Here is a 21,750-nt window from a genome sequence, read left to right on the forward strand (position 1 = left end):
GTACACCATGAACTTGAATAAATTAGCACGTAACACACTTCTGTCAGTGGTGGGGCTGGCGGGATTGGCGATGGCGCAACAGGCGGCGGCGATGCAGTGCCGCGATGGCAGCTCGGCGGGCTCAAAAAACCCGGTTGGCAGCGTGACGCAGGATATTGACGTCGGTCGCACGATCGTGCTGGCCGCCAGCGACTTCGTCAAAGGCAACCTGATTTGGCGTTCGCAGAACTTCGAATCGAAGTTCACTTGTTGGGATACTGACAACCATCCGCAGGGTGAGCACGCCTATATTTATTGGAACCCGCAGAACTCCTTTGGCGCACTGGATAAGTCGTTGGAGATTGGGGTATCGATCAACGGGCGTGATTATGATGCTATCAACCTGAAGCAAAGTTCCAACCGGCCGACTGGCCCCGATTTGGGACCGGGTACCAAACCAGGTAGCAACAGAAGGAAAGCCGATCCTCAGGTGGTAACCGCGACTTATTCGGTGTATATCAAGGCCACCGGGGTGAAACCACCGGCGGGCAACTTCCCGGCGTTGGGACGTGCTTCGCTGTTCCAAATCGACGGTGAGTTGGGCCTGAACGCCACCAAAGACAGTAACTTTAACGCCTATATCAAAGGATTGGACAAGATCCGCGTGATCCAGTGCAACCCGCAGATCACCGTGTTGGCCAACAACGGCGCCAGCGTCGATTTCGGCGTGCTAACCAGCTCCAGCGCCAAAGTCGGCACCATCGCCAAGCAGGTGCCGTTCGATATCAAGGCTACCTTGAGCGGCGGCGAATGTGCCGGCCAATCTCTGCAGGCCAGTTTCAGCAGCACCAACGCCGATCCGTCAGACAACACGCAGATCCTGCCAACCACCAAACCGGGTGTGGCGATCTTCCTGACTCAGCAGCGTGATACCAATAAAACGCCGATCCCACTGCAAACCAACGTGGATTTCGGCGGCGTGCTGCAGGATAAGCAGAACGAAGTGAAAGAGACCTTTATTGCGAACCTGAAGTGGTTGACCAATACGCCAAAGACCGGGGTGTTCAACGCTACCGCTAACGTCGACGTCACCTTCAAATAATTCGGTGCCTGGTCAATAAAGAAAGGGTTCAGTTCTCGCGAACTGAACCCTTTTTTGTGCCTTATACCGCGCTGGTTAACGCAGCCCCATCCAGCTGGTGCAAACGCCTTCCGGCGGTTTGCCGGCGTACCAGCGTGGCAGCGTGGGGGCATCATGGTGCGATTCAGCCTGCGCCTCTATCGGCTGTGCCGGCCACTCCGCAACATCCCAGCGGGTGGTACGGCGATACACCGCCGGGGTTTTACCGAACTGTTTCTTGAAGGCGCGTGAGAACGAAGGCTGAGAATCGAAATGGTATTGCAGGGCGATATCCAGGATCGGACGCGGGGTGGAGCGCAGCGCCTGCGCCGCCTGCGACAGGCGCCGCTCGCGGATATAGCTGCCGAGCGCGTGGCCGGTGGTGCTGCGGAACATGCGCTGCAGGTGCCATTTGGAGTAGCCCGACTTGGCGGCGACGTTATCCAGCAGCAGCGGTTGGTCCAGATGAGTTTCAATCCAGTCTAGTAAATCGTGAATGATATTGACGCGATCCATGGTTTTAGTTCTCCCGCAAAAACGACATTCAGGTCACAGTGACTTAGCTTAATTATCCAAGAATATACTTTGATAATAGGCGTGAGTGCGCCGTTACGCAAGGGTAAACCGGGGGTAAAAAGGTGGCCAAAAATGCTCTTTGAACGGCAGGGGGATAAAAGAAAGGCCGCATAAAGCGGCCTTATCAGTAGGAAGCGATGGAAAATCAGTTAGTTTCCGGTTTCACTTCAATGTAGTTCAGACCCAGCACGCTGCTGGTGTAACCGCGGATCTTGTTGGTCATCTCGATATCGCCGTTCAGCTTGTGGCCGTAAGACGGAATGATCTCTTTCAGCTTGCTCTGCCATTCCGGCGTCGCCACTTTGTCTTTGAACACGGTTTCCATCAGATGCAGCATGATCGGCGCAGCGGTAGAAGCGCCCGGCGAAGCACCCAGCAGAGCGGCGATGCTGCCGTCTTCAGAGCTGACGACTTCGGTGCCGAACTGCAGCACGCCGCCTTTATCCGCGTCTTTCTTGATGATCTGTACGCGCTGGCCTGCGGTCCACAGCTTCCAGTCTGCCTGCTTGGCGTCCGGGAAGTACTCTTTCAACGCGGCGAAGCGATCGTCGTCGTTCATCATCAGCTGGCCGACCAGGTATTTCACCAGATCGAAGTTATCCAGACCGACGTGGGTCATCGGCATCAGGTTCGAGGTGCTCAGCGAGTGCATCAGATCGAACAGCGAACCGTTCTTCAGGAACTTGCTGGAGAAGGTGGCGAACGGCCCGAACAGCAGCACGCGCTTGCCGTCCAGCATGCGGGTATCCAGGTGCGGCACGGACATCGGCGGCGAACCTACGCTGGCCAGGCCATACACTTTGGCCAGGTGCTGGTTGGCGATCGCCGGGTTGGTAGTGACCAGGAACTGGCCGCCGACCGGGAAGCCGCCGTAGCCGTCGGCTTCTGGGATGCCGGATTTCTGCAGCAGGGTCAGGGACGCGCCGCCTGCGCCGATGAACACGAACTTGGCGTTAACGGTGGTTTCTTTACCGTCGCGGTTCAGATCGGCAACGGTCACGCTCCAGGTTTGGTCGGCGTTGCGCTTAATGTCGCGCACTTCGTGGCTCAGGTTCAGCTTAAACTTGTCGCTGGCGCTCAGCGCGTCAACCAACTGGTGGGTGATCACGCCGAAGTTGACGTCGGTACCCAGCGGCATGCGGGTCGCGGCGATTTTCTGCGCCGGATCGCGGCCGTTCATCACCAGCGGCGCCCACTGCTTGATTTGCGCAGGGTCTTCGGAATATTCCATGCCGCGGAACAGGGTGCTGTGCTGCAGCGCCGCGTAGCGTTTACGCAGGAAGTTGACGTTGTCGTCACCCCACACGAAGCTCATGTGCGGCACGCTGTTAATGAAGGATTTCGGATCTTTCAGGACAGCGTTTTTCACCTGATAAGACCAGAATTGGCGAGAGATTTCGAAAGACTCGTTGACCTTCACCGCCTTGCTGATGTCGATGGTGCCATCGGCTTTTTCCGGCGTGTAGTTCATTTCGCTAAAGGCGGAGTGGCCGGTACCGGCGTTGTTCCAGCCGTTGGAGCTCTCTTCCGCCACGCCGTTCATGCGCTCGTACATGTCGATGGTCCAGGTCGGCTCCAGCTCATGCAGATAGGTACCCAAAGTGGCGCTCATGATGCCGCCGCCGATCAACACCACGTCGACGGTTTTATTCTTCTCTTCAGCCGCCGCCTGCTGCGTAACGCTAAACAGGCTGAGACTGAAAATCAGGACGAGTAATTTTCTCATTGAATTAAATCTCTTGTGTGTAAATTCTACTCATTGCAGGTGAAAGAATTTAGCGGGAGTTACCCTGGAAAATAATGAAGCCGACCGCCCGGCGTGAGCCGATAGGCAGCGATAATGCCTTTTTGTTAATAGGGTATTTAACGAAAAGTGAACTATTGCAGGCCGTCCGGATGCAAATTGATCGGTTCACGTTACTGGCGGGGTATTATTGTTTGCGAGAATGTTAAAAACTACTTTTGTAACTAAAAAAAATGAATATAAGCAAAAATAGGGCGGTTGCTGTCGCAGGAATAAACAGAGAGGGAAGAAAGGCCGTATAACCGCGTTATTTTAAGGGGTTAATTGTCACGCAATTAAACGTTATTTCGTTATCACACAATAATTGCGGTTAAATTGCAAATACCTATCGGTAACCAATCATAAATGGCCGCCGTTGCGAGCGGCCATCGTTCAGCTGGCGGTTACTTGATGCCCATCGCATCGCGCATGGTGAAGAACAGATCGGTCTGATCGGTCAATCCCACCACGTTGGCGGCGTGCGGGCCGTAGGCCGCGACGCGCAACTGAGTGCCGGTATGCCCCTGCGACTCTTCTTCCGAGTTGCCGTAGCTGAGGGTCATCGGTGCGCCGTCTTTGGTGGTCAGTATCTGGGTCAGGCCCGGCGCTTTGGCGTTGGCGGCGACGATCTGGCTGGAGTGCGCGTGGTCGGCGGTGACGATCACCAGCGTGTTGCCGTCGGCGCGGGCGAAGGCCAGCGCTTTTTGCACCGCTTCGTCCAGATCGACGGTTTCACCAATCTGCCCGCACGGATTGGCGGCGTGATCCTGCTTATCGATCGACGCCCCCTCGACCTGCAGGAAGAAGCCGTTCGGGTTGTCTTTCAGCAGCGCGATCGCTTTGTCGGTCATCGCCGCCAGCGTTGGCGTGGCCGCGGTGCGCGCCGGGTTGTTTTCGCAGGTTACCGCCGGCTTGTCGAGGTTGCCGTGATAGCTGGCTTTCGGCCCCAGCCAGCGCACCGGCATGTTGCCGTCGGCGAACAGGCCCAGCAGCGGTTTTTGCTGATTGGCCAGGGTAACGGCCTGCAGTTCATCTGCGTTGCTCACCCACTGATAACCCTGTGCCGCCGCCTGGTCCTTCAGCGATTTTCCTTGCCATTCGCCGCTTTTCGCCAGCTGGTTGAAGGACTTCGCACCGCCTCCCAGCGTGACGTCGGCACGGGTTTTCAGCAGTTGCTCGGTGATCGAGCCGCGGCCGCCGTTTTCCAGCGCGTTAGCGGCACATTTCTCGCTGGTTTCTTCCGGGCCGTAGCATTTGCGCGAGGTGACGTGCGACACCAGCGCCGCCGGCGTGGCGTCTTGCAACTCGGCGGTGGAGACGTTGCCGGTGGCCTTGCCGGCCGCCTTGGCGATCTCCAGCAGCGTTGGCTGGTCTTTGCCGTTCACGTCCACGCCGAGCGCACCGTTATAGGTTTTCACCCCGGTGGCCCAGGCGGTGGCCGAGGCGGCGGAGTCGGTCACGTAATCCGGCTTGTGGGTTTTCTTGTCCAGCGAGTAGTGGGTGTATTGCCCGGTCAGCGGCAGGGCGTCGATGCCCTTGAAGTAACCGCCTGCGCCTTCAGCGTAGTTGCGCGCGGCGGTGATCTCGGAATCCCCCATGCCGTCGCCGATCAGCAGGATCACGTTTTTCACCGTTTTGTCCGACAGCGACGCCTTCAGCGCGGCGGTCTGATCGCCGGCCAGGCGACGGGCGCCGCCCGGCTCGGTGAGGGTGCCGCGCGCGGCGCGCTCGGTCAGGCCATCGGCATTGGCCGAGGTTTCCGCCGCGATGGCGGAGGAACAGAGCAGGGCGGACAGCACGGCGCCGGCGATCAGGGATACAGCAGGTTGCATGGGTAAGCTCCTTGTCGTAATACAACAATGTAAATAACATCAAATTGTTACGAAAGGAGAGTAGAGCAGAGGGATGACAATTTTATGACAGCGGAAGGCGGGACGGCCCGGCGGCCATCCCGTGTGACAATCAGGCCGCGCGCGCCGGGATAGCGAGCCCACGCTGCACCGCCGGGCGCGCCAGACCGCGCTCCAGCCACTGCGCGACGCGCGGGAAGCTGTCGAACTCCACCAGATCGCGCGCCTCATAGAAGCCGATCAGGTTGCGCACCCAGCCCAGCAGCGAGATATCGGCGATGGTGTAGTCTGCGCCCATGATCCAGTCACGGCCCTCCAGGCGCGTTTCCAACACACCAAGCAGGCGTTTCGATTCGTTTTTGTAACGCTCCAGCGGCCGCTTGTCTTCATATTCGCGCCCGGCGAATTTATGGAAGAAACCGAGCTGGCCGAACATCGGGCCGACGGCGGCCATCTGGAAGAACACCCACTGAATGGTTTCATAACGCTGGGCTGGATCCTGCGGCAGGAAGCGGCCGCTCTTTTCCGCCAGGTAGAGCAGAATGGCACCGGATTCGAACAGCGGCAGCGGCCGGCCGCCGGGGCCGTCGGGATCGATGATCGCCGGGATCTTGCCGTTCGGATTCAGCGCCAGGAATTCCGGCGTCCAGGTTTCGTTGTTGCCGATGTCGATTAGGTGCGCTTCATAAGGCAGGCCGATCTCTTCCAGCATGATGGAGACTTTGACGCCGTTCGGCGTCGGCAGAGAGTAGAGCTGCAGCCATTCCGGATGCTGAGCCGGCCAGCGTTTGACGATCGGGAATTGGGTGGAATCGAGCATGGAAACTCCTCGGGTTGGCGGGGTCGCTTAAGCGTACCCCTAGAGTATTGCAGTAAAACTACCCTGTCGCCGGGTTACACCGTGAGGTCAAAATGTGCGGCCAGCGCTTTTTTACCGGCGGGGGTCAGCTGCAGCTCGCGGCTGTCGAGCCGGCGAAGGAGCCAGCCGCGTTGGATAAAGGCGGCCAACAGCGCGGCGCCCAGCGCGCCGCCGAGGTGAGATCGGCGCTCGCTCCAGTCCAGACAGCCGCAGGCGAAACGGCGGCGAGTGGGCGCGGGGGAGCAATCGACGCCCAGCCGCGTCAGCGCGGCCTGACCGGCGTCGCTTAATCGGTAGTCTTCTTCACCGGTCAGCCAGTTCAGCGCATGCAGCCGATCGTGCAGCTTCACCGCCACCTCGCCCGCCATATGGTCGTAGCAGGTGCGGGCATATTGCAGCGTGGTGGGCGTGCTGCTTTTCACCGACGGGCGCGGTACGCCCGCCAGCGCCATCAAGCCTTCCAGCGCGTCGGCCACCGGCTGACCGGCCAGCCGGAAATAGCGGTAGCGCCCCTGTTTGACGCAGGCGATCAGCCGCTGCTCCAGCAGTTTCGCCAGATGCGCGCTGGCGGTGGACGGGGCGACCTCGACCGCCGCGCTGAGCTCGGTGGCGGTGTAGGCGCGCCCGTCCATCAACAGGCACAGCATGCGCGCCCGGGTGCGGTCGGCGATGGCGGCGCTCAGCGCCGCTAAACGATCTTCAATGTCGATGTTATGCATACTTCGAGGTTAGACGAAGTATGGCTGCGCGTCCATCGTTAGTCTGTGGTTATCGCACTCTGGTGCTGTGCGTCCGTGTCCGCTTGATATTGATGAGCGGGCGTTGGAATCGGTGCGGTGGCGCCATTCTTACCATGCGTGCGTACCGGAATTTTACCGTGAGAGGAGACGATAATGATCGCCGTGATTTTTGAACTGCAGGCCGCTGATGGGCAGCGTGATACCTATCTGGCGCTGGCGGCGGAGCTGAAGCCGCTGCTGGCGCAGATCGACGGATTCATTTCCATCGAGCGCTTTCAAAGCCTGGCCGATCCTGCGCGCCTGCTGTCGCTCTCCTTCTGGCGCGACGAGGCGGCGGTGCAGCAGTGGCGCAATCTCGAGCAGCATCGCGCGGCACAGGCGCGCGGCCGTGGCGAGGTGCTGGCGCAGTATCGGCTGCGGGTGGCGGAGGTGGTGCGGGATTACGGGCTGGAGAGACGCGACCAGGCGCCGCAGGATAGCCGTTGCTATCACCGCACCTGAAAAAAGCCCGCTGACGGCGGGCTTTCACCCGCTTATTTCGCTTCGCTGCCCACCTTCATCGCCCCGGCGTAGCGGGCGCCCATTCCCCAGGCGGCGCCGTGGTCGCGGGCGATCTGCAATACGCCCCCCGCCGTGGCCTTGCGGCTCCAGTCCTGCTGCCATTCCAGCATCAACGCCACCCAGTTGATAGGGGTGGCGCCTGCCTGTATCAGGCGCTGCATGGCGTTGTTTTGACTATCTGGCGTAATGTCGCCGGTGACGTCCGACAATATGTAGACCTCATACCCCTCGCCCAGAGCGGACAGCGCCGGCAGCATCACGCAGCTGGCGGTCCACAGCCCGCCGATGATGATTTTCTTGCGGCCGGATTGTTTGATCAGATCCACCACGCGCCGATCCTGCCAGACGTTGATGGCGGTGCGATCGTACACCTGCAGATCCGGGCGTGCCTGCGTCACCTGCTGGAATACCGGCCCGGCGAAGCTTTTGGCGTTGGCCGAGGCCAGAATGGTCGGCACGTTGAACACCTTGGCGGCCTTGGCGATGCCGGCGGCATTATTCACCAGGTTGGTTTGATCGATAGAGGAAATGGTCATGCCGAACATGTCCTGCAGATCGACCAGCAGCAACAGGCTGTTGTCGGCGGTCAGCGGTTGCACATAACCCGCCTGGCGGCTATCGGCGGCGGGGGACTGCGCCAGCGCGGCGACGGGAGCGGTGGCGGCGCTCAGGCCGAGCATCAGGGCGATTAGGGTCTTTTTCATTATTAACTCCATGATTATCAGTAGATTAAATTCACGTCCCACTCAGGGAAGCGGTTGAATGAAGTCTACTGATATTTATTTGGTTAATAATCTATGGTTTATTGAATTAATAATTAACCTGAAGGATATAATATGGACGTGCTACTGACGATGCGCGCCTTTCGCCGCGTGGTTGAGCGCAACAGTTTCTATAAGGCGGCGGAGGATCTGGCGATCACGCCGGCGGCATTGAGCAAGCAGATTAAGCAGTTGGAAAGTCGGTTGGGGACGCTGTTGCTGGTGCGCACCACCCGCAGCATGAGCCTGACCGAAGCCGGGCAGCTCTATTACCAGGAAGCCTGCCGGTTGCTTGGCGAGTTCGACGCGCTGGAGCAGACGGTTGCCGCCAGCGCGCAGCAGGTCTCCGGCACGCTGCGGGTCAATGCGCCGCTCTCGTTCGGCCTGACGGTGCTGTCGCCGCTGCTGCCGCCGTTTATGCAACGTTACCCGCAGCTGCAGGTGGAACTGACGCTGGACGACAGGGTATTGGACGTAGTGGCGGCCGGTTTCGATATTTCCTTGCGCATTCGCCGACGGCTGCCGGATTCTTCCCTCAGCGCCCGGGCGCTGGGTGACGTGCACCAGCGAATTTGCGCCGCGCCCGGCTATTTGGCGCAGCACGGCGTGCCGCAAACGCCCAATGAATTGCCGCGGCACAGCTGTCTGGCCTATTCCCTGGCAGAAAAGCCGGGGCAGTGGCAGTTCACCGCCGGCGAGGAGAGCCTGAGCGTGACGTTCACTCCCCGGCTGATCGCCAACAACAGCCTGATGCTGCGGGATATGCTGGTGGCGGGACTGGGCATCGGTTCGCTGCCGTCGTTTGTGGCGGATCCCGAGATTGCTGCCGGCAGACTGGTGCGGCTGTTCCCTGAACAGATTGCCGACGTGCATCAGGTCTTCGCGGTTTACCCGACGCGCCGGCATGTGCAGCAGAAAGTGAGTTTATTCACCGAGTTTGTGCGAGAACAGGGATTGATGATGGCGAATTGACAACGGTGCACGGTTGTCATATTCATCAGCTATGAAAAAATCCTACCGCCCATTCGCGCAAATTATTATCCCCCTTCTCCAAAGGGTGGGATAGCGCGTGTGTCGCCAATAAAAACCCGCCGGCAGGCGGGTTTTTTTATCCCCTTCCGGCAACGACCGGAGAACGTCATGCAAACCCACCCTGCAGTTTTACACCTGATGTGCGGCAAGGCCGGCGCAGGCAAATCGACGCTGGCGCAGAGTTTGGCGCAGCAACCGCAAACGCTGTTGCTGAGCGAAGATGCGTGGCTGGCGACGCTGTATGAACAGGAGATGGCCAGTCTGCAAGACTACGCGCGCTGTTCCGACCGGTTGCGGCGGGCGCTGGGCGGGCACCTCGTTCAGCTGCTGCGCGGCGGTTGGTCCGTGGCGCTCGATTTTCCGATGAATACGCCGGACAGGCGGCGCTGGGCCAAAGCCTTGGCGGAGGAAGCCGGCGTCGCGCACTGCCTGCATTTTCTCGACGTCAGCCATGCGCAGTGCCTGAGCCGGATAACGCTGAGAAACGCGCGCGGCGAGCATCCGTTTACACTGAGCGAAGCGGAGTTTGAGCGCCTGGCACAGTACTTTGTTCCCCCGACGGAAGAGGAAGGGATGACCGTCTTGCGTTATGGCGAACAGAACTGAAAACCGGCGCCATGACGGCGCCGGCAACAGGGTTAGGCTTCGGCGTTAAACGCGTTGTGGAAGGCGACTTCCGCACACGGCAGCGCGCCCTGGAAGGCGATGGCGCGGAAGTAGTCTTGCGGCACGTCCGGCAGGGTCAGCGCGGTCTGCGCCTGGAAGCCGAAACGGCCGTAATAGTTCGGATCGCCCAGCACCACGCAGCCTGCGGCGTGCCGTTCCTGCAGCTCGGCCAATAGCTGGCGGATCAGCCGGCTGCCGATCCCCCGGTTCTGACTGGCCGGCAGCACCGACACCGGCGCCAGCCCGTACCAACCGGCGGTGCCGTTGCTGAGTGTGACCGGCGAGACGGACGCGTGCCCGATCGGTGTGCCATTGTGCTCAGCGACCAGCGACAGGGTGAGAGCGCCTGCCGCACGCAGCGCGTTGACGATAAACTGCTCGGTGTGGCTGCTGTGTTCGGCATGCAGGAACGCAGCGGCGGTCAGGGTGGCGATGGTGCCGACGTCGGCCGGCGTTTCGTGGCGTAACGTGATGTTCATGGTTGTATCCTGATTAAATAAGGCTGTGCCGACCGGGCTGCCCGGCCGGTATCGATGATTAACGGTTATCCAGCTGCGCACGCACGGCCTTGAGCCCGGCAAAGGTGACGCGATAAGGGCGCCCCTGGCGAGAGAGGATCAGGCGTTTGGTTTTGAGCTTGGTGAAGACGGCCAGCGAGCAGTCGGCCAGGCCGAGCCCTTCGCGGGTGTAGCATTCGACGTGGGTGACGCGACCGGCGTCGTTGCGGGTGAAGGCGATATAGCCGCCTTTGGCCAACACGTGCAGCACGCGTTGTTCCGCTTTGGAAATGTTCATGTTGGGAGATCCTGTAATAACCCCAGATACGCGCATCCCCGCGCAAACGCGCGTCGGATACGTCAGAGTCCCTCGCCATACGGCAAGGAAGCGACTATCGGGTGGTTACAATCTCCAACATACAGGCCTCGGGCAGTGAAAAACGCCAGGGCGGCGTTTAAGCGCAGTTAATGTAGCCAATGGCCGGTTGGCTGTCAATTTGCCGGCAGCGCGGGCCGCCGGCGAAAGGCCAATTAGAAAGGCTTGGTTGGCAGGTATTTGCCGTCCAGGGTGATCACCGCGCGTTCGCCGCCGTCCGGATCGGCGACCTTCTTGATATCCAGCTTGAAGTTGATGGCGCTGATGATGCCGTCGCCAAACTGCTCGTGCACCAGCGCTTTCAGCGTGGAACCGTAAACCTGCAGCATTTCATAGAAGCGATAAATGGTCGGATCGGTTGGCACGCCGCCGGGAATGCTGCCGCGCAGCGGGATGGTTTGCAGCAGCAGCACCGCTTCTTCGTCCAGCCCCAGCTTGGCCGCTACCGTGCGCGCCGCCGGTTCCGGCAGCGCATGCTGCCCCAGCAGGGCGGCGGTGACAAACGCCAGGCTGAGACCGGTGCCCTCGGCCAGCGCTTCGAACGTCAGATTATGGCGGATCTTGGCGGCCATGATGGTGTCGGTGAGCGCTTCGCGCGGGGCGGTGTTGTGCAGAGAGTGTGTCATGTTGACTCCTTTTGTGGGCTTAAAAACGGGCGATCGCCGGGGTGGCGGTCACCTCGGGATGGGTGGCGAGCGGCACGAAGCGGCGGGTTTCGCCGTCCAGCGCCTCGATAGCGCCGCTGGCGATGTCATAGACCCAGCCGTGCAGCGCCAGGCGGCCCTGATCCAGCGCCAGGGCGACGGAAGGGTGCGTTTTGATGTTGTTGAGCTGGGCGATGACGTTTTCGCGCACCATCGATGCGACCCGGGCTGCGTCGGAGGCGTGCGGATAAGCCTGGTTGACCGCCTTGGCGGAATCGGCGTAACGCAGCCAGCCGGCGACCGTCGGCAGGTGATCCAGACACTGGCAGGTGGCGATGGCGGTCATCGCGCCGCAGTCGGAATGGCCGCAGATCACGATGTCTTCTACGCCCAGCGCAGCGACGGCGTACTCGACCGAGGCGGTCACCCCGCCGGGTTCGGGGCCAAAAGAAGGCACGATGTTACCGGCGTTGCGGATCACGAACAGATCGCCCGGCTCGCGCTGGGTGACCAGCTCCGGCACCAGGCGGCTGTCGGAACATGAGATAAACAGGGTGCGCGGGTTTTGGCGGGTCGCCAACTGCTGAAACAGCGCCGTGCGTTCAACAAAGGCTTCGCGCTGGAACTTCAGGAAGCCTTCAATCACCTCTTTCATCCGTTTCTCCATTGGGTGTCGTTATGCGATGGCGGCATGATGAACGCTTCTGGCTATAGGGTCTAAGACCCATTTATAATGCTGGCTATAGGTTTTACTAATAGCTGGGGCGCTATGCTGCTGCGACACATCCGTTATTTTCTGGCCGTTGCCGAACAGGGCAACTTCACCCGCGCCGCCGAAGCGTTGCACGTCTCGCAACCGACGTTGTCCCAGCAGATCAAGCAGTTGGAAGACGCACTGGGAGCGCCGTTGTTCGATCGCAGTGGCAGAGCCGTGCGCCTGACCGACGCCGGTGAGGCGTGGATGCGCTATGCGCGGCTGGCGCTGCAGGATTTGGACGCCGGCGCGCGGGCGATCCATGACGTGGCGACGCTGGCGCGCGGCCATTTGCGGCTGGCGATGACGCCAACCTTCACCGCCTATCTGGTGGGGCCGACGATCGATGCGTTCTACCGCCGCTACCCGGGGATTACCCTGAGCATTGAGGAGATGGCGCAAGAGCGGATCGAGGCGCTGCTGGCGCAGGATCTGCTGGACCTGGGGATCGCCTTCGAGATGGCGCAGTCGGCGGAGGTAGAAGCCACGCCGTTGTTCAGCGAGACGCTGGAGCTGATGGTCGGCGCCGATCATCCCCTGGCGGCGCATCGCCGGCCGCTGACGCTGGCGGAGTGGCAACATCTGCCGCTGGCTTTGCTGAGTGGCGACTTCGCCACGCGGCAGTTTATCGATCGCTACTGCACGCAACAGGGGTTTCGGCCGCAGGTGGCGGTGGAGGCCAATGCGCTGGGCGCCATCGTCGAGATCGTGCGGCGCGGGCAGCTTGCCACGCTGCTGCCAGCCGCCATTGCACGCGAGAACCGGCAGTTGAAAAAAGTGGCGTTGGCCAACGCCATGCCGGTGCGACAGGCGGTATGGCTGCAGCGCAAAGGCGCTTACCGCAGCGCCGCCGCGCAGGCGTTTATCGCCGTTTTGCAGCAACAGGGCGTTACGCCAACGCACTCCAGCGCTGCGTCATCCCCAGCAGATGCACCAGCCCGAAGCCGAGGCAAATCAGTGAGCTGACGACGATAAAACGCTGGCTGCGGCCGGTATCGCGCAGGGCGAAGGGGCCGGCGACGCCGCGCAACAGGTAGATGAAGGTAATGATAAACAGCACGGGCCGCAGCAGCGGCAGCGGCGCGATCAGGCCCGCGCCGGAAAGCGCATACAGCGCCCAAATAAACAGCATCAGCGCGATACCGGCGGTGAAGACGGCCGGGAACTTTTTACCCGCTTCCGCCGCCTTAATGAAGCGATCGCCGGCGCCGCACAGCCGATAGCCGCGCGGCCCGGCGGCGATCACCCAAATATGCAACAGGGCGGCGATGGTGCTCAGCGCGGCGCCGATCAGCAGTGCGGTGTTATAGAGGTGTGGCATGGTAAGGCTTCCCTGTCAGAAAAGTGATTGGCATGAAGCGTAGACCAGAAAAGACGAATTAACCGAACGCAACAGGGAAGAGGAGCAAGTGATGAGAGTGGCGACAGGCATGCTGAGCATATTGGCGCTGTGGAGCGGGCTGGCGATGGCGCAATCTGCAGCGCTGACGCTGCCGCGGGAGGATGGTTCGAGTATTCATTACTATCTGGACGCTGCGGTGCCCGGGCAATCGTCGGCGGCGCTGTTGGTGATCCTGCAAGGTTCGGATTGCAACAGCGTGCGGCATATCCGCCTGGTCACGCCGATGCGGCAGGTGTTACCCGCCGCAGACCTGCTGACGGTGGAGAAATACGGCATCGACGACACCTTGCCGTACCGCGAAGAGGTGCCGCGGCAGGATTGCCCGGACGCTTTCGTGCAGCATGATACGCCGCAGCGGCGGGTGAGCGATGTCACCCAGGTACTGCAGGCGGTGAGTGTGCGCAACGGCTATCAAAAGGTCGCGGTGCTGGGGGGCAGCGAAGGGGCGGTGATCGCCAATCTGGTGACGGCCTCCTCGGGCCTGGTTGACGCCACCCTGGCGTTCAGCGGCGGCGGACGCTGGTTTATTGACGATGTGCGCCACAGCGTGGCCGACGCGCCAAAAGAAGAGAAAGCCGGGCTGAACGCATTTTTACAGCAGGTGCTGACGGCGCCGCCGTTCCCCCTGAACGCCAGCGATCATGGCTATGCCTGGTGGCATGGCATGCTGAACATCGATCAGCTTGCCACCCTGCGCAGCATCAAGACGCCGGTGCTGATCGTGCAGGGTGACCAGGATCGCGCCGTTTCGCCGGGGGCGGTCGGGAAAATGATCGCCGAGCTGCGGGCCGACGGCAAAACGAATATCACTTACCTGAATTATCCGGCTTTAGACCATGTGATGCGGCGCGAAAATGGCGAGAGTGAAATGACGCGGGTGGTGGCGGATATGCGCGCGTGGCTGGAGAAGCAGCTGCGCTGAGCGTCGGTATTAGGACAAACTATGTAATAATTGACGCGAGTTTCTTTGGACTGAGTGATCTGCTGCTCAATTGAACACAATGTTATTTAATCAGGGCTTCCGTCGTGTATTTTTTTAACCGCAAACCTGAAAATGAAATACCCTAAGAAAATTCCAGCTATGGAGGTCGCAACCCACAGATACTTAAAACTATCGTCGGAATAAAACATGAACCAGACAATGGCTAACAGCGAGAGGGCCACAACGCCGCACCCAATGCCCTGAATAATTCTGGATAAAGCCGCCAGCATAAAGTTCTTCATACGTTAACCTTTGCAAAAAAGTACTGACAAATTTGGTTGAATTTCTTTCGATCTCTTTCCCAAACCGAGACGGCATCCTCGAATGGTCGGACTTTGTTTTCTAACAGAAAGTACAGCAGATCGAGGTTTCCCAGGCGTCTGAGTTGATCAGACATCCGTGAGTTTCTTGCCCTCAAGTCGCGTGATGTATAGACAGAGCGCGATATGCTTGCCCCAGCGGTGAGAATTGAGCCAACGGCAACACCGGAGACAAGCCGTGGGATGATTTGTTTAGAGAATATATATCCCATGTTTGCGGTGGCTAACTGATTAAAGGCGAATTTGCCGATGAGTTTGCCTGATGTTCTTATGGTCATGTCCTTAACATCTTCAAACTTGACCTTACTGGCGAAGTTTTCGATGAAGATATGAGCCACTTTCTCGATGCTTGCTTTATTGGCCAGGCCTGACTTGATGAGTCTGATAAATCGCTCTTTATCTTGCGAGTTTAACCATCTGTTTTCAGTATCAATATAGTCGTAGCCCAGGTAGTAGAAATCGACCGGTACGCTGATAAAACCTTGTGCAAACCCGCGCACTAAATTGCTGTCAATGTTTACGGCATCCGCCATGTCGTTGGCTATCTGCTTTACGCTTTTCATAGAAATCCTTTTCAATATGAACCGCCGAATCTAGCAGACTTTTTGTACGCAAGCCAATGCCCACCGGCAAACGGCACCAGCCTGACGCTCAAAATGTCACCGAAACTTCCCGCGATCTCTGCACCCCGTTGTGGCATAATGCGCGCCAAATCACATTCCCTATGTATAAAGAGCGAGCGCTGTGTTAAGCACTAACAACATCACCATGCAGTTCGGCAGTAAGCCGTTGTTTGAAAACATCTCTGTTAAATTCGGCGGCGGCAACCGTTACGGCCTGATCGGCGCCAACGGCTGCGGCAAGTCCACCTTTATGAAAATCCTCGGCGGCGATCTGGTGCCGAGCGGCGGCAACGTGTTCCTCGATCCGAACGAGCGCCTGGGTAAACTGCGTCAGGATCAGTTCGCCTTCGAGCAGTACAGCGTGCTGGACACCGTGATCATGGGTCACACCGAACTGTGGGCGGTGAAGGAAGAGCGCGACCGCATCTACGCATTGGCGGAGATGAGCGAAGAAGACGGCTATAAAGTAGCCGACCTGGAAGTGGCCTACGGCGAAATGGACGGTTATACCGCCGAAGCGCGTGCCGGCGAACTGCTGCTTGGCGTGGGCATTCCGGTGGAACAGCACTATGGCCCGATGAGCGAAATCGCGCCGGGCTTCAAGCTGCGCGTGTTGCTGGCGCAGGCGCTGTTCTCCGATCCGGAAATCCTGTTGCTCGACGAACCAACCAACAACCTGGACATCGACACCATTCGTTGGCTGGAGCAGGTGCTGAACGAACGCAATAGCACCATGATCATCATCTCGCACGACCGTCACTTCCTGAACATGGTCTGCACCCACATGGCGGATCTGGACTACGGCGAGCTGCGCGTCTACCCGGGCAACTACGACGAATACATGACCGCCGCCACCCAGGCGCGTGAGCGTCTGATGGCGGACAACGCCAAGAAGAAAGCGCAGATCAGCGAGCTGCAGTCGTTCGTCAGCCGCTTCAGCGCCAACGCCTCCAAATCCAAGCAGGCCACGTCGCGCGCCCGCCAGATTGACAAGATCCAGCTGGAAGAGGTGAAAGCCTCCAGCCGCCAGAACCCGTTCATCCGTTTCGAGCAGGACAAGAAGCTGTTCCGTAACGCATTGGAAGTGGAAGCGCTCACCAAGGGCTTCGACGAAGGCCCGCTGTTCAACAAGCTGAACCTGATGGTGGAAGTGGGCGAGAAGGTCGCGGTGCTGGGCGCCAACGGCATCGGTAAAACCACCCTGCTGAAAACGCTGGTGGGCGACGCGCAGCCGGACAGCGGCACCGTGAAGTGGTCGGAAAATGCCCGTATCGGTTATTACGCGCAGGATCACGAATACGAGTTCGACGACACCCTGACCGTGTTCGACTGGATGAGCCAGTGGAAGCAGGAAAAAGACGACGAGCAGGCGGTGCGCAGCGTGCTGGGCCGTTTGCTGTTTAGCCAGGACGACATCAAGAAGCGCGTGAAGGTGCTGTCCGGTGGCGAGAAGGGCCGCATGCTGTTCGGCAAGCTGATGATGCAGCGCCCGAATATTCTGGTGATGGACGAACCGACCAACCACCTGGATATGGAATCCATCGAATCGCTGAACATGGCGCTGGAGATGTACGAAGGCACGCTGATCTTCGTCTCCCACGACCGTGAGTTCGTCAGCTCGCTGGCGACCCGGATTCTGGAAATCACCCCGAACAAGGTGATCGACTTTACCGGCAACTACGAAGACTATCTGCGCAGCCAGGGCATCGTGTAACCCTCGCGGTAACGCATCAGGGCGGGAATTATCCCGCCCTTTTTTTATCCGTCACGCCCCGCCGCACACTTCGCAGTGCGGATCCTTCGGCAGCTTCATCTCGCGGAACTGCATGCTCATCGCATCGAACATCAACAGCTTGCCGCGCAGCGGCTGACCATAGTCGGCCAGCAGCTTGATGGCTTCCATCGCCTGCAGAGTGCCGATGGTGCCGACCAGCGGCGCCATCACGCCCGCTTCGACGCAGGTGAGGGCGCTGTCGCCGAACAGCCGGCTCAGGCAGCGGTAGCAGGGCTCGCCCGGCTGATAGGTGAATACGCTGAGCTGGCCTTCCATACGGATCGCCGCGCCGGAAACCAGCGGCTTGCGCTGTGCGTGGCACAGGCGATTCAGGGCGTCGCGCGCCGCCACGTTGTCGGTGCAGTCCAGCACCAGATCGCAGGCGGCGATCTCTGCCGCGATCGCGTCATCTTCCAGACGGCCGTCGATGGCGTCGATGCGAATATGCGGATTGATGGCGCTCAGTTCCTGCCTGGCGGAGGCGACTTTGCTCTGGCCGATGCGATCGTCGCGGTGCAGGATCTGGCGCTGCAGGTTGGAGAGCGAGACGGTGTCGAAATCCACCAGCACCAGATGGCCGACGCCGGCCGCCGCCAGATATGGCGCGGCGGCGCAGCCCAGCCCGCCCAGCCCGGCGATCAGCACGCGGGCGGCCTTCAGCTTCTCCTGGCCGTCGAAGTCAAAGCCGCGCAGCACGATCTGGCGGTTGTAGCGCAGCGCTTCGGCGTCGGTCAATTCCGGCAGCATGTTCAGCTCCTCAGCAGGGCGTTGAACGGCTCGATCTCCACCGTTTCGCCTACCGCCACCGAACCGCGTTCGCGCTCCAGCACGATGAAACAGTTGCCCTGGCTGTAGGAGCTGAAGACGTGCGAGCCCTGGTGGCCGGTAGTGCTGACCTCCAGTTCACCCGCGGCGTTGCTGCTGAACACCCCGCGCTGAAAATCGAGGCGGCCCGGCGATTTCTTCAGCGGGGTTAGCGCCCGTGCGCGCAGGCGCGGCGGCAGGCGCCAGTCACTGTGACCGGCCAGCTTCGCCAGCAGCGGTTGCACCAGTTGGTAGAAGGTCAGGGCGGCGGAAACCGGGTTGCCCGGCAGGCCGCAGAACCAGGCGTGGCCCAGTTTGCCAAAGGCGAACGGTTTGCCGGGTTTGATCGCCAGCTTCCAGAAGCTGACCTGGCCCAGCTCGTCCAGCATCTGTTTGGTGTAGTCGGCCTCGCCGACCGAGACGCCGCCGCTGCTGATCACTACGTCGGCCTGGCTGTCCGCCTGTGTGAAGGCGTCGCGCAGCGCATCGCGATCGTCGCGGATAATGCCGAGATCGAGCACCTCGCAGCCCAGCTGTTCCAGCATCAGGCGCACCGCGAAGCGGTTGGTATCATAGATTTGGCCCGCCTGCAGCGGCTGGCCGACCGGCTGCAGTTCGTCGCCGGTGGAGAACACCGCGACCTTCAGCTTACGCATTACCTGCACTTCGGCGACGCCGAGCGAAGCCAGCAGCGGCAGCTGCGCGGCGCCTAGCTTCACGCCGGCTGGCAACACGCTCGCGCCTTGGCGAATGTCTTCACCCGCCAAACGGATATTCTGGCCGGCTTCAACCGGTGCGGTAAAACGCACGCCCTGGTCGCTCACTTCGGCCTGCTCCTGCATGATCACCGCGTCCGCCCCGGCCGGGATCGGCGCGCCGGTCATGATGCGCACGCAGCTGTTGGCCGGCCATTCGCCGTCGAACGGCGCGCCGGCGAAGGCTTTCCCGGCGACCGGCAGCGGCGCATTGGCCGCCAGATCGGCGAGGCGCACCGCATAGCCGTCCATCGCCGAGTTGGCGAACGGCGGCACGTCGAGCGGCGAGACCGCCGGCGCGGCGGTGATGCGGCCGGCGGCGGCGGTCAGGGCGACGGATTCGGTCTGCTGCAGCGGGGCGATCTGCCCGAGCATTTTTTCCAGCGCTTGCTCCAGGGAGATGAGATCGGAAGTATGGCAATGATCCATAAGGGGAACTCCGTAATCAGGGTGCGCATTGATAGCGACAAAGTGCGGGTATTATGGCAGAGAACGCCGGGGGGGAGAACGGGTTATGCCCGCCATCTTTCGCACTGCGCCGGAAGCGCGAACGGGTATAAACTGGGTAAAACAGAGGAGGATCATGATGCATAAACAGGTTATCGAGTTCTGGTTCGACGAGATCGAACCGGTGATGTGGTTTAAAAAGGACGACGATTTCGATCGTCTGCTGCACAGCCGTTTTGGCGAAATCTGGCGGGCGGCGGCGGCGGGGGAGCTGGCGCACTGGCGCGACACTATCGAGGGGCGTCTGGCGGAGGTGATCGTGCTCGATCAGTTCAGCCGCAACCTGTTCCGCGGCACGCCGCAGTCGTTCGCCTGCGATGGCATGGCACTGGTCCTGGCGCAAGAGGCGATCCGCAGCGGCGAGTGCGAACGGCTGAGCCGCGAGCAGCGAGGTTTTCTCTATCTGCCGTTCATGCATTCGGAATCGCCGCTGATCCACCAACAGGCGCTGGTGCTGTATACCGAGCTCAATAACGGTGACCAGTTGGAGTTCGAGCTGCGGCATAAGGCGATCATCGATCGTTTCGGCCGCTACCCGCATCGCAATGCGATATTGGGGCGCACCAGCACGCCGGAAGAAGAGGCCTTTTTGCAGCAACCGGGGTCTGGGTTCTGACAATTTACCCCAGCGTGCAGTCGGCGGCGAATAGCCGACTGCGCGATATTATGCCAGGCGCGTTAACACCGTATGGAAATATAAGGCCATACGCTCTCTCTGCATATAAGGCCCCTTCATTCCGGTTTCTGGCCTTTTATGACCGAAGAAACATTTACGGAGAAAAGATTAGACGCGCCAGGCTCAATGGTGAATGTTTTGACATCTGGATCGGTCTGGTTGACGGGGGTAAAAAATACGATGGAGCCTTCGCGGCCGGGCGTTGTATCAGTAAAAAAACTTTCGTCATTTGGCAAAACTATCTTAAGTTTGGTTACAAAAATTTCGCTGCCATCATCAGCATTAAAAAAACGGATGCGTGATGGTTTTTCATTTTTTTTCATTTAATTACCCTCAGTTATCATAGATCTCGTCGGCTGGCTGAAGGTCAGGTTTTGCAAAGCCTTGCCGAATGCAATACGCCTCGATTTTTCCTTCAGCTTATATAAAACCGGCCAAGGGGGAAAGCGTTGACGAAGGGATATTAAAAATTGCATGGCCCTGTATAGGTCCGGCGAATTACCCAAAATCGCAGCGCCTTTCCGGCGAAAAGATGAATTTATAACCTGCTGTTTTTATTCCAATAAGCTATTTCAAGGTGCGAAATGGTCTAAGCGCGCTACGCTAAAAGCGGGACGTGGACGTTATGCTGTACTTCCACTGTAGGACTAAATAGAGTCGAAAAGACTGAATAATAATGATACCGCGCTCAGCTTATTCGCTGCGCAACGGCGGGATTAACACAGGGTGTCAGGCAAATGAGCAAACCAGTGATTGCCATTCATGGCGGCGCGGGCGCAATTACCCGGGCGGCGCTGAGTGCGGAAAAAGAACGGCAGTATATCCAGGCGCTGTCCGAGATCGTGGCCGCCGGGCAGGCGGTATTGGTACAGGGCGGCAGCGCGCTGGATGCGGTGACCGAAGCGGTGCGGCTGCTCGAAGAGTGCCCGCTGTTCAACGCCGGCAAAGGCTCGGTGTTTACCCATCAGGGCACGCACGAACTGGATGCCTGCGTGATGGACGGCCGCACCTGCGACGCCGGCGCTGTCGCCGGCGTCAGCCATATCCGCAACCCGGTGCTGGCGGCGCGCGCGGTGCTGGAAAACAGCGAACACGTGCTGTTTGCCGCCGAAGGCGCCGAGAAGTTTGCCGCCGCCCACGGCCTGGAAATGGTTACTCCCGACTTCTTCTTTACCCAGGAACGCTTTGATCAGTTGCACCGCGCCCAGGCGGAACAGGGGCGGGTCTTGCTCGATCACGACGGCGCGGCGCAGGCCGGCGATCCGCTCGATCCCGATCGCAAATTCGGCACCGTCGGCGCGGTGGCGCTGGATGCGCTGGGCAACCTCGCCGCCGCCACCTCCACCGGCGGCATGACCAACAAGCAGGCCGGGCGGGTGGGCGACACGCCGATCATCGGCGCCGGTTGCTATGCCAACAATGCCACCGTGGCGGTCTCCAGCACCGGCACCGGCGAAATCTTCATGCGTGGCGTGGCGGCCTATGACGTCTCCGCCCTGATCGAATACGGTGGCCTCAGCCTGCAGGCGGCCAGCGATCGGGTGGTGATGGAGAAGCTGCCTGCACTGGGTGGCAGCGGCGGCATGATCGCCGTCGATCGCCACGGCAATATCGCGCTGCCGTTTAACTGCGAGGGGATGTATCGCGGTTTTGGTTATGTCGGCGATGCGCCGTCCGTCGGGATTTATCGCTAAGCGTTCACCGGGAGG

General features: G+C 60.0%; 25 protein-coding genes. 9 read left to right on the plus strand and 16 right to left on the minus strand.

All coding sequences use genetic code 11. The features are described 5' to 3' along the window. The first annotated feature begins 7 nt into the window (after window positions 1-7). Window positions 8-1,081 carry a fimbrial protein gene (locus tag ACJ8IL_RS06155; protein ID WP_442516415.1) on the plus strand — a complete coding sequence of 358 codons (1,074 nt, stop codon included), beginning with the start codon at window positions 8-10 and terminating at the stop codon, window positions 1,079-1,081. A gap of 75 nt (window positions 1,082-1,156) precedes the next feature. On the opposite strand, the gene ACJ8IL_RS06160 is transcribed toward ACJ8IL_RS06155, so the two are convergent. The 5 genes from ACJ8IL_RS06160 to ACJ8IL_RS06180 form a co-directional block, all read right to left on the minus strand. Then, window positions 1,157-1,615 carry a helix-turn-helix domain-containing protein gene (locus ACJ8IL_RS06160; protein ID WP_025302117.1) on the minus strand — a complete coding sequence of 153 codons (459 nt, stop codon included), beginning with the start codon at window positions 1,613-1,615 and terminating at the stop codon, window positions 1,157-1,159. A 205-nt stretch (window positions 1,616-1,820) separates the two neighbouring features. Next, entirely contained in the window at window positions 1,821-3,401 is a 1,581-nt protein-coding gene (mqo, locus tag ACJ8IL_RS06165; RefSeq protein ID WP_025302118.1) for a malate dehydrogenase (quinone), read from the minus strand. Between the two features lie 461 nt (window positions 3,402-3,862). After that, window positions 3,863-5,290: an alkaline phosphatase gene (gene phoA / locus ACJ8IL_RS06170; RefSeq protein WP_060432724.1), complete on the minus strand. Its 1,428-nt coding sequence runs from the start codon at window positions 5,288-5,290 to the stop codon at window positions 3,863-3,865. Between the two features lie 130 nt (window positions 5,291-5,420). Continuing rightward, on the minus strand, window positions 5,421-6,128 hold the full coding sequence (locus ACJ8IL_RS06175) for a glutathione S-transferase N-terminal domain-containing protein (RefSeq protein WP_025302120.1): 708 nt from the start codon (window positions 6,126-6,128) through the stop codon (window positions 5,421-5,423). 74 nt (window positions 6,129-6,202) lie between these two features. Continuing rightward, window positions 6,203-6,886, minus strand: a complete 684-nt coding sequence (locus ACJ8IL_RS06180; protein WP_197780686.1) for an ArsR/SmtB family transcription factor — start codon at window positions 6,884-6,886, stop codon at window positions 6,203-6,205. A gap of 174 nt (window positions 6,887-7,060) precedes the next feature. Between ACJ8IL_RS06180 and ACJ8IL_RS06185 the strand changes: the two genes are divergently transcribed. Next, a complete protein-coding gene (locus tag ACJ8IL_RS06185; protein ID WP_025302122.1) occupies window positions 7,061-7,408 on the plus strand; it encodes an antibiotic biosynthesis monooxygenase family protein in 348 nt (115 codons plus the stop codon). Between the two features lie 32 nt (window positions 7,409-7,440). Here the strand turns inward: ACJ8IL_RS06185 and ACJ8IL_RS06190 are convergent, their stop codons facing one another. Beyond that, window positions 7,441-8,172 carry an isochorismatase family protein gene (locus ACJ8IL_RS06190; RefSeq protein ID WP_060447548.1) on the minus strand — a complete coding sequence of 244 codons (732 nt, stop codon included), beginning with the start codon at window positions 8,170-8,172 and terminating at the stop codon, window positions 7,441-7,443. A 132-nt stretch (window positions 8,173-8,304) separates the two neighbouring features. Here ACJ8IL_RS06190 and ACJ8IL_RS06195 point away from each other — a divergent pair, with 132 nt between their 5' ends. Next, on the plus strand, window positions 8,305-9,201 hold the full coding sequence (locus tag ACJ8IL_RS06195; RefSeq protein ID WP_043143397.1) for a LysR family transcriptional regulator: 897 nt from the start codon (window positions 8,305-8,307) through the stop codon (window positions 9,199-9,201). Between the two features lie 168 nt (window positions 9,202-9,369). Beyond that, window positions 9,370-9,867: an AAA family ATPase gene (locus tag ACJ8IL_RS06200; RefSeq protein WP_308369626.1), complete on the plus strand. Its 498-nt coding sequence runs from the start codon at window positions 9,370-9,372 to the stop codon at window positions 9,865-9,867. A gap of 32 nt (window positions 9,868-9,899) precedes the next feature. Here the strand turns inward: ACJ8IL_RS06200 and ACJ8IL_RS06205 are convergent, their stop codons facing one another. From ACJ8IL_RS06205 to ACJ8IL_RS06220, 4 genes are all read right to left on the minus strand, one after another. Next, a complete protein-coding gene (locus ACJ8IL_RS06205; protein ID WP_308369625.1) occupies window positions 9,900-10,406 on the minus strand; it encodes a GNAT family N-acetyltransferase in 507 nt (168 codons plus the stop codon). Between the two features lie 58 nt (window positions 10,407-10,464). Further along, window positions 10,465-10,722: a YjhX family toxin gene (locus ACJ8IL_RS06210; RefSeq protein ID WP_004939031.1), complete on the minus strand. Its 258-nt coding sequence runs from the start codon at window positions 10,720-10,722 to the stop codon at window positions 10,465-10,467. Between the two features lie 233 nt (window positions 10,723-10,955). Then, window positions 10,956-11,426, minus strand: coding sequence for a cyanase (gene cynS, locus ACJ8IL_RS06215; RefSeq protein ID WP_049208879.1), 471 nt, complete (start codon window positions 11,424-11,426; stop codon window positions 10,956-10,958). 19 nt (window positions 11,427-11,445) lie between these two features. Further along, window positions 11,446-12,099 (minus strand): carbonic anhydrase, encoded by a 654-nt coding sequence (locus ACJ8IL_RS06220; RefSeq protein ID WP_049203432.1) that lies wholly within the window; start codon window positions 12,097-12,099, stop codon window positions 11,446-11,448. A gap of 114 nt (window positions 12,100-12,213) precedes the next feature. Here ACJ8IL_RS06220 and cynR point away from each other — a divergent pair, with 114 nt between their 5' ends. Beyond that, window positions 12,214-13,164, plus strand: a complete 951-nt coding sequence (gene cynR / locus ACJ8IL_RS06225; RefSeq protein WP_442516416.1) for a transcriptional regulator CynR — start codon at window positions 12,214-12,216, stop codon at window positions 13,162-13,164. Here the strand turns inward: cynR and ACJ8IL_RS06230 are convergent. Then, window positions 13,088-13,519, minus strand: a complete 432-nt coding sequence (locus ACJ8IL_RS06230; RefSeq protein ID WP_442516417.1) for a hypothetical protein — start codon at window positions 13,517-13,519, stop codon at window positions 13,088-13,090. The genes cynR and ACJ8IL_RS06230 overlap by 77 nt on opposite strands. Window positions 13,520-13,610: 91 nt before the next feature. On the opposite strand from ACJ8IL_RS06230, the gene ACJ8IL_RS06235 reads away from it, so the two are divergent. After that, on the plus strand, window positions 13,611-14,522 hold the full coding sequence (locus tag ACJ8IL_RS06235; protein ID WP_435967733.1) for an alpha/beta hydrolase family protein: 912 nt from the start codon (window positions 13,611-13,613) through the stop codon (window positions 14,520-14,522). Between the two features lie 86 nt (window positions 14,523-14,608). On the opposite strand, the gene ACJ8IL_RS06240 is transcribed toward ACJ8IL_RS06235, so the two are convergent. Beyond that, the gene (locus tag ACJ8IL_RS06240; protein ID WP_025302132.1) at window positions 14,609-14,824 is read right to left on the minus strand and encodes a hypothetical protein; all 216 of its coding nucleotides are present in this window, start codon (window positions 14,822-14,824) and stop codon (window positions 14,609-14,611) included. Continuing rightward, window positions 14,821-15,465, minus strand: coding sequence for a hypothetical protein (locus ACJ8IL_RS06245; RefSeq protein ID WP_442516418.1), 645 nt, complete (start codon window positions 15,463-15,465; stop codon window positions 14,821-14,823). The genes ACJ8IL_RS06240 and ACJ8IL_RS06245 overlap by 4 nt, the downstream gene beginning before the upstream one ends. A 181-nt stretch (window positions 15,466-15,646) precedes the next feature. Between ACJ8IL_RS06245 and ACJ8IL_RS06250 the strand changes: the two genes are divergently transcribed. Next, entirely contained in the window at window positions 15,647-17,239 is a 1,593-nt protein-coding gene (locus tag ACJ8IL_RS06250; protein ID WP_025302134.1) for an ABC-F family ATPase, read from the plus strand. A gap of 51 nt (window positions 17,240-17,290) precedes the next feature. Here ACJ8IL_RS06250 and moeB read toward each other — a convergent pair whose 3' ends face one another. Beyond that, window positions 17,291-18,046 carry a molybdopterin-synthase adenylyltransferase MoeB gene (moeB, locus tag ACJ8IL_RS06255; protein WP_049295269.1) on the minus strand — a complete coding sequence of 252 codons (756 nt, stop codon included), beginning with the start codon at window positions 18,044-18,046 and terminating at the stop codon, window positions 17,291-17,293. Between the two features lie 2 nt (window positions 18,047-18,048). After that, window positions 18,049-19,287, minus strand: coding sequence for a molybdopterin molybdotransferase MoeA (moeA, locus tag ACJ8IL_RS06260; RefSeq protein ID WP_060432730.1), 1,239 nt, complete (start codon window positions 19,285-19,287; stop codon window positions 18,049-18,051). Between the two features lie 157 nt (window positions 19,288-19,444). Between moeA and ACJ8IL_RS06265 the strand changes: the two genes are divergently transcribed. Beyond that, complete coding sequence (locus tag ACJ8IL_RS06265; RefSeq protein ID WP_038629078.1) at window positions 19,445-19,981, plus strand: DUF924 family protein; 537 nt, start codon at window positions 19,445-19,447, stop codon at window positions 19,979-19,981. A gap of 116 nt (window positions 19,982-20,097) precedes the next feature. On the opposite strand, the gene ACJ8IL_RS06270 is transcribed toward ACJ8IL_RS06265, so the two are convergent. Then, window positions 20,098-20,364 (minus strand): hypothetical protein, encoded by a 267-nt coding sequence (locus ACJ8IL_RS06270; protein WP_173889037.1) that lies wholly within the window; start codon window positions 20,362-20,364, stop codon window positions 20,098-20,100. Between the two features lie 414 nt (window positions 20,365-20,778). Between ACJ8IL_RS06270 and ACJ8IL_RS06275 the strand changes: the two genes are divergently transcribed. Continuing rightward, a complete protein-coding gene (locus ACJ8IL_RS06275) occupies window positions 20,779-21,735 on the plus strand; it encodes an isoaspartyl peptidase/L-asparaginase family protein (protein WP_308369623.1) in 957 nt (318 codons plus the stop codon). Window positions 21,736-21,750 lie beyond the last annotated feature (15 nt).

This window comes from Serratia sp. CY47444 (assembly GCF_052168635.1).
GTDB lineage: Bacteria > Pseudomonadota > Gammaproteobacteria > Enterobacterales > Enterobacteriaceae > Serratia > Serratia bockelmannii.

Coding starts and splice junctions, on each gene's coding strand:
- ACJ8IL_RS06155 (WP_442516415.1), top strand. CDS start 8: ATGAACTTGAATAAATTAGCACGTAACACACTTCTGTCAGTGGTGGGG.
- ACJ8IL_RS06160 (WP_025302117.1), bottom strand. CDS start 1,615: ATGGATCGCGTCAATATCATTCACGATTTACTAGACTGGATTGAAACT.
- mqo (WP_025302118.1), bottom strand. CDS start 3,401: ATGAGAAAATTACTCGTCCTGATTTTCAGTCTCAGCCTGTTTAGCGTT.
- phoA (WP_060432724.1), bottom strand. CDS start 5,290: ATGCAACCTGCTGTATCCCTGATCGCCGGCGCCGTGCTGTCCGCCCTG.
- ACJ8IL_RS06175 (WP_025302120.1), bottom strand. CDS start 6,128: ATGCTCGATTCCACCCAATTCCCGATCGTCAAACGCTGGCCGGCTCAG.
- ACJ8IL_RS06180 (WP_197780686.1), bottom strand. CDS start 6,886: ATGCATAACATCGACATTGAAGATCGTTTAGCGGCGCTGAGCGCCGCC.
- ACJ8IL_RS06185 (WP_025302122.1), top strand. CDS start 7,061: ATGATCGCCGTGATTTTTGAACTGCAGGCCGCTGATGGGCAGCGTGAT.
- ACJ8IL_RS06190 (WP_060447548.1), bottom strand. CDS start 8,172: ATGAAAAAGACCCTAATCGCCCTGATGCTCGGCCTGAGCGCCGCCACC.
- ACJ8IL_RS06195 (WP_043143397.1), top strand. CDS start 8,305: ATGGACGTGCTACTGACGATGCGCGCCTTTCGCCGCGTGGTTGAGCGC.
- ACJ8IL_RS06200 (WP_308369626.1), top strand. CDS start 9,370: ATGCAAACCCACCCTGCAGTTTTACACCTGATGTGCGGCAAGGCCGGC.
- ACJ8IL_RS06205 (WP_308369625.1), bottom strand. CDS start 10,406: ATGAACATCACGTTACGCCACGAAACGCCGGCCGACGTCGGCACCATC.
- ACJ8IL_RS06210 (WP_004939031.1), bottom strand. CDS start 10,722: ATGAACATTTCCAAAGCGGAACAACGCGTGCTGCACGTGTTGGCCAAA.
- cynS (WP_049208879.1), bottom strand. CDS start 11,426: ATGACACACTCTCTGCACAACACCGCCCCGCGCGAAGCGCTCACCGAC.
- ACJ8IL_RS06220 (WP_049203432.1), bottom strand. CDS start 12,099: ATGAAAGAGGTGATTGAAGGCTTCCTGAAGTTCCAGCGCGAAGCCTTT.
- cynR (WP_442516416.1), top strand. CDS start 12,214: ATGCTGCTGCGACACATCCGTTATTTTCTGGCCGTTGCCGAACAGGGC.
- ACJ8IL_RS06230 (WP_442516417.1), bottom strand. CDS start 13,519: ATGCCACACCTCTATAACACCGCACTGCTGATCGGCGCCGCGCTGAGC.
- ACJ8IL_RS06235 (WP_435967733.1), top strand. CDS start 13,611: ATGAGAGTGGCGACAGGCATGCTGAGCATATTGGCGCTGTGGAGCGGG.
- ACJ8IL_RS06240 (WP_025302132.1), bottom strand. CDS start 14,824: ATGAAGAACTTTATGCTGGCGGCTTTATCCAGAATTATTCAGGGCATT.
- ACJ8IL_RS06245 (WP_442516418.1), bottom strand. CDS start 15,465: ATGAAAAGCGTAAAGCAGATAGCCAACGACATGGCGGATGCCGTAAAC.
- moeB (WP_049295269.1), bottom strand. CDS start 18,046: ATGCTGCCGGAATTGACCGACGCCGAAGCGCTGCGCTACAACCGCCAG.
- moeA (WP_060432730.1), bottom strand. CDS start 19,287: ATGGATCATTGCCATACTTCCGATCTCATCTCCCTGGAGCAAGCGCTG.
- ACJ8IL_RS06265 (WP_038629078.1), top strand. CDS start 19,445: ATGCATAAACAGGTTATCGAGTTCTGGTTCGACGAGATCGAACCGGTG.
- ACJ8IL_RS06270 (WP_173889037.1), bottom strand. CDS start 20,364: ATGAAAAAAAATGAAAAACCATCACGCATCCGTTTTTTTAATGCTGAT.
- ACJ8IL_RS06275 (WP_308369623.1), top strand. CDS start 20,779: ATGAGCAAACCAGTGATTGCCATTCATGGCGGCGCGGGCGCAATTACC.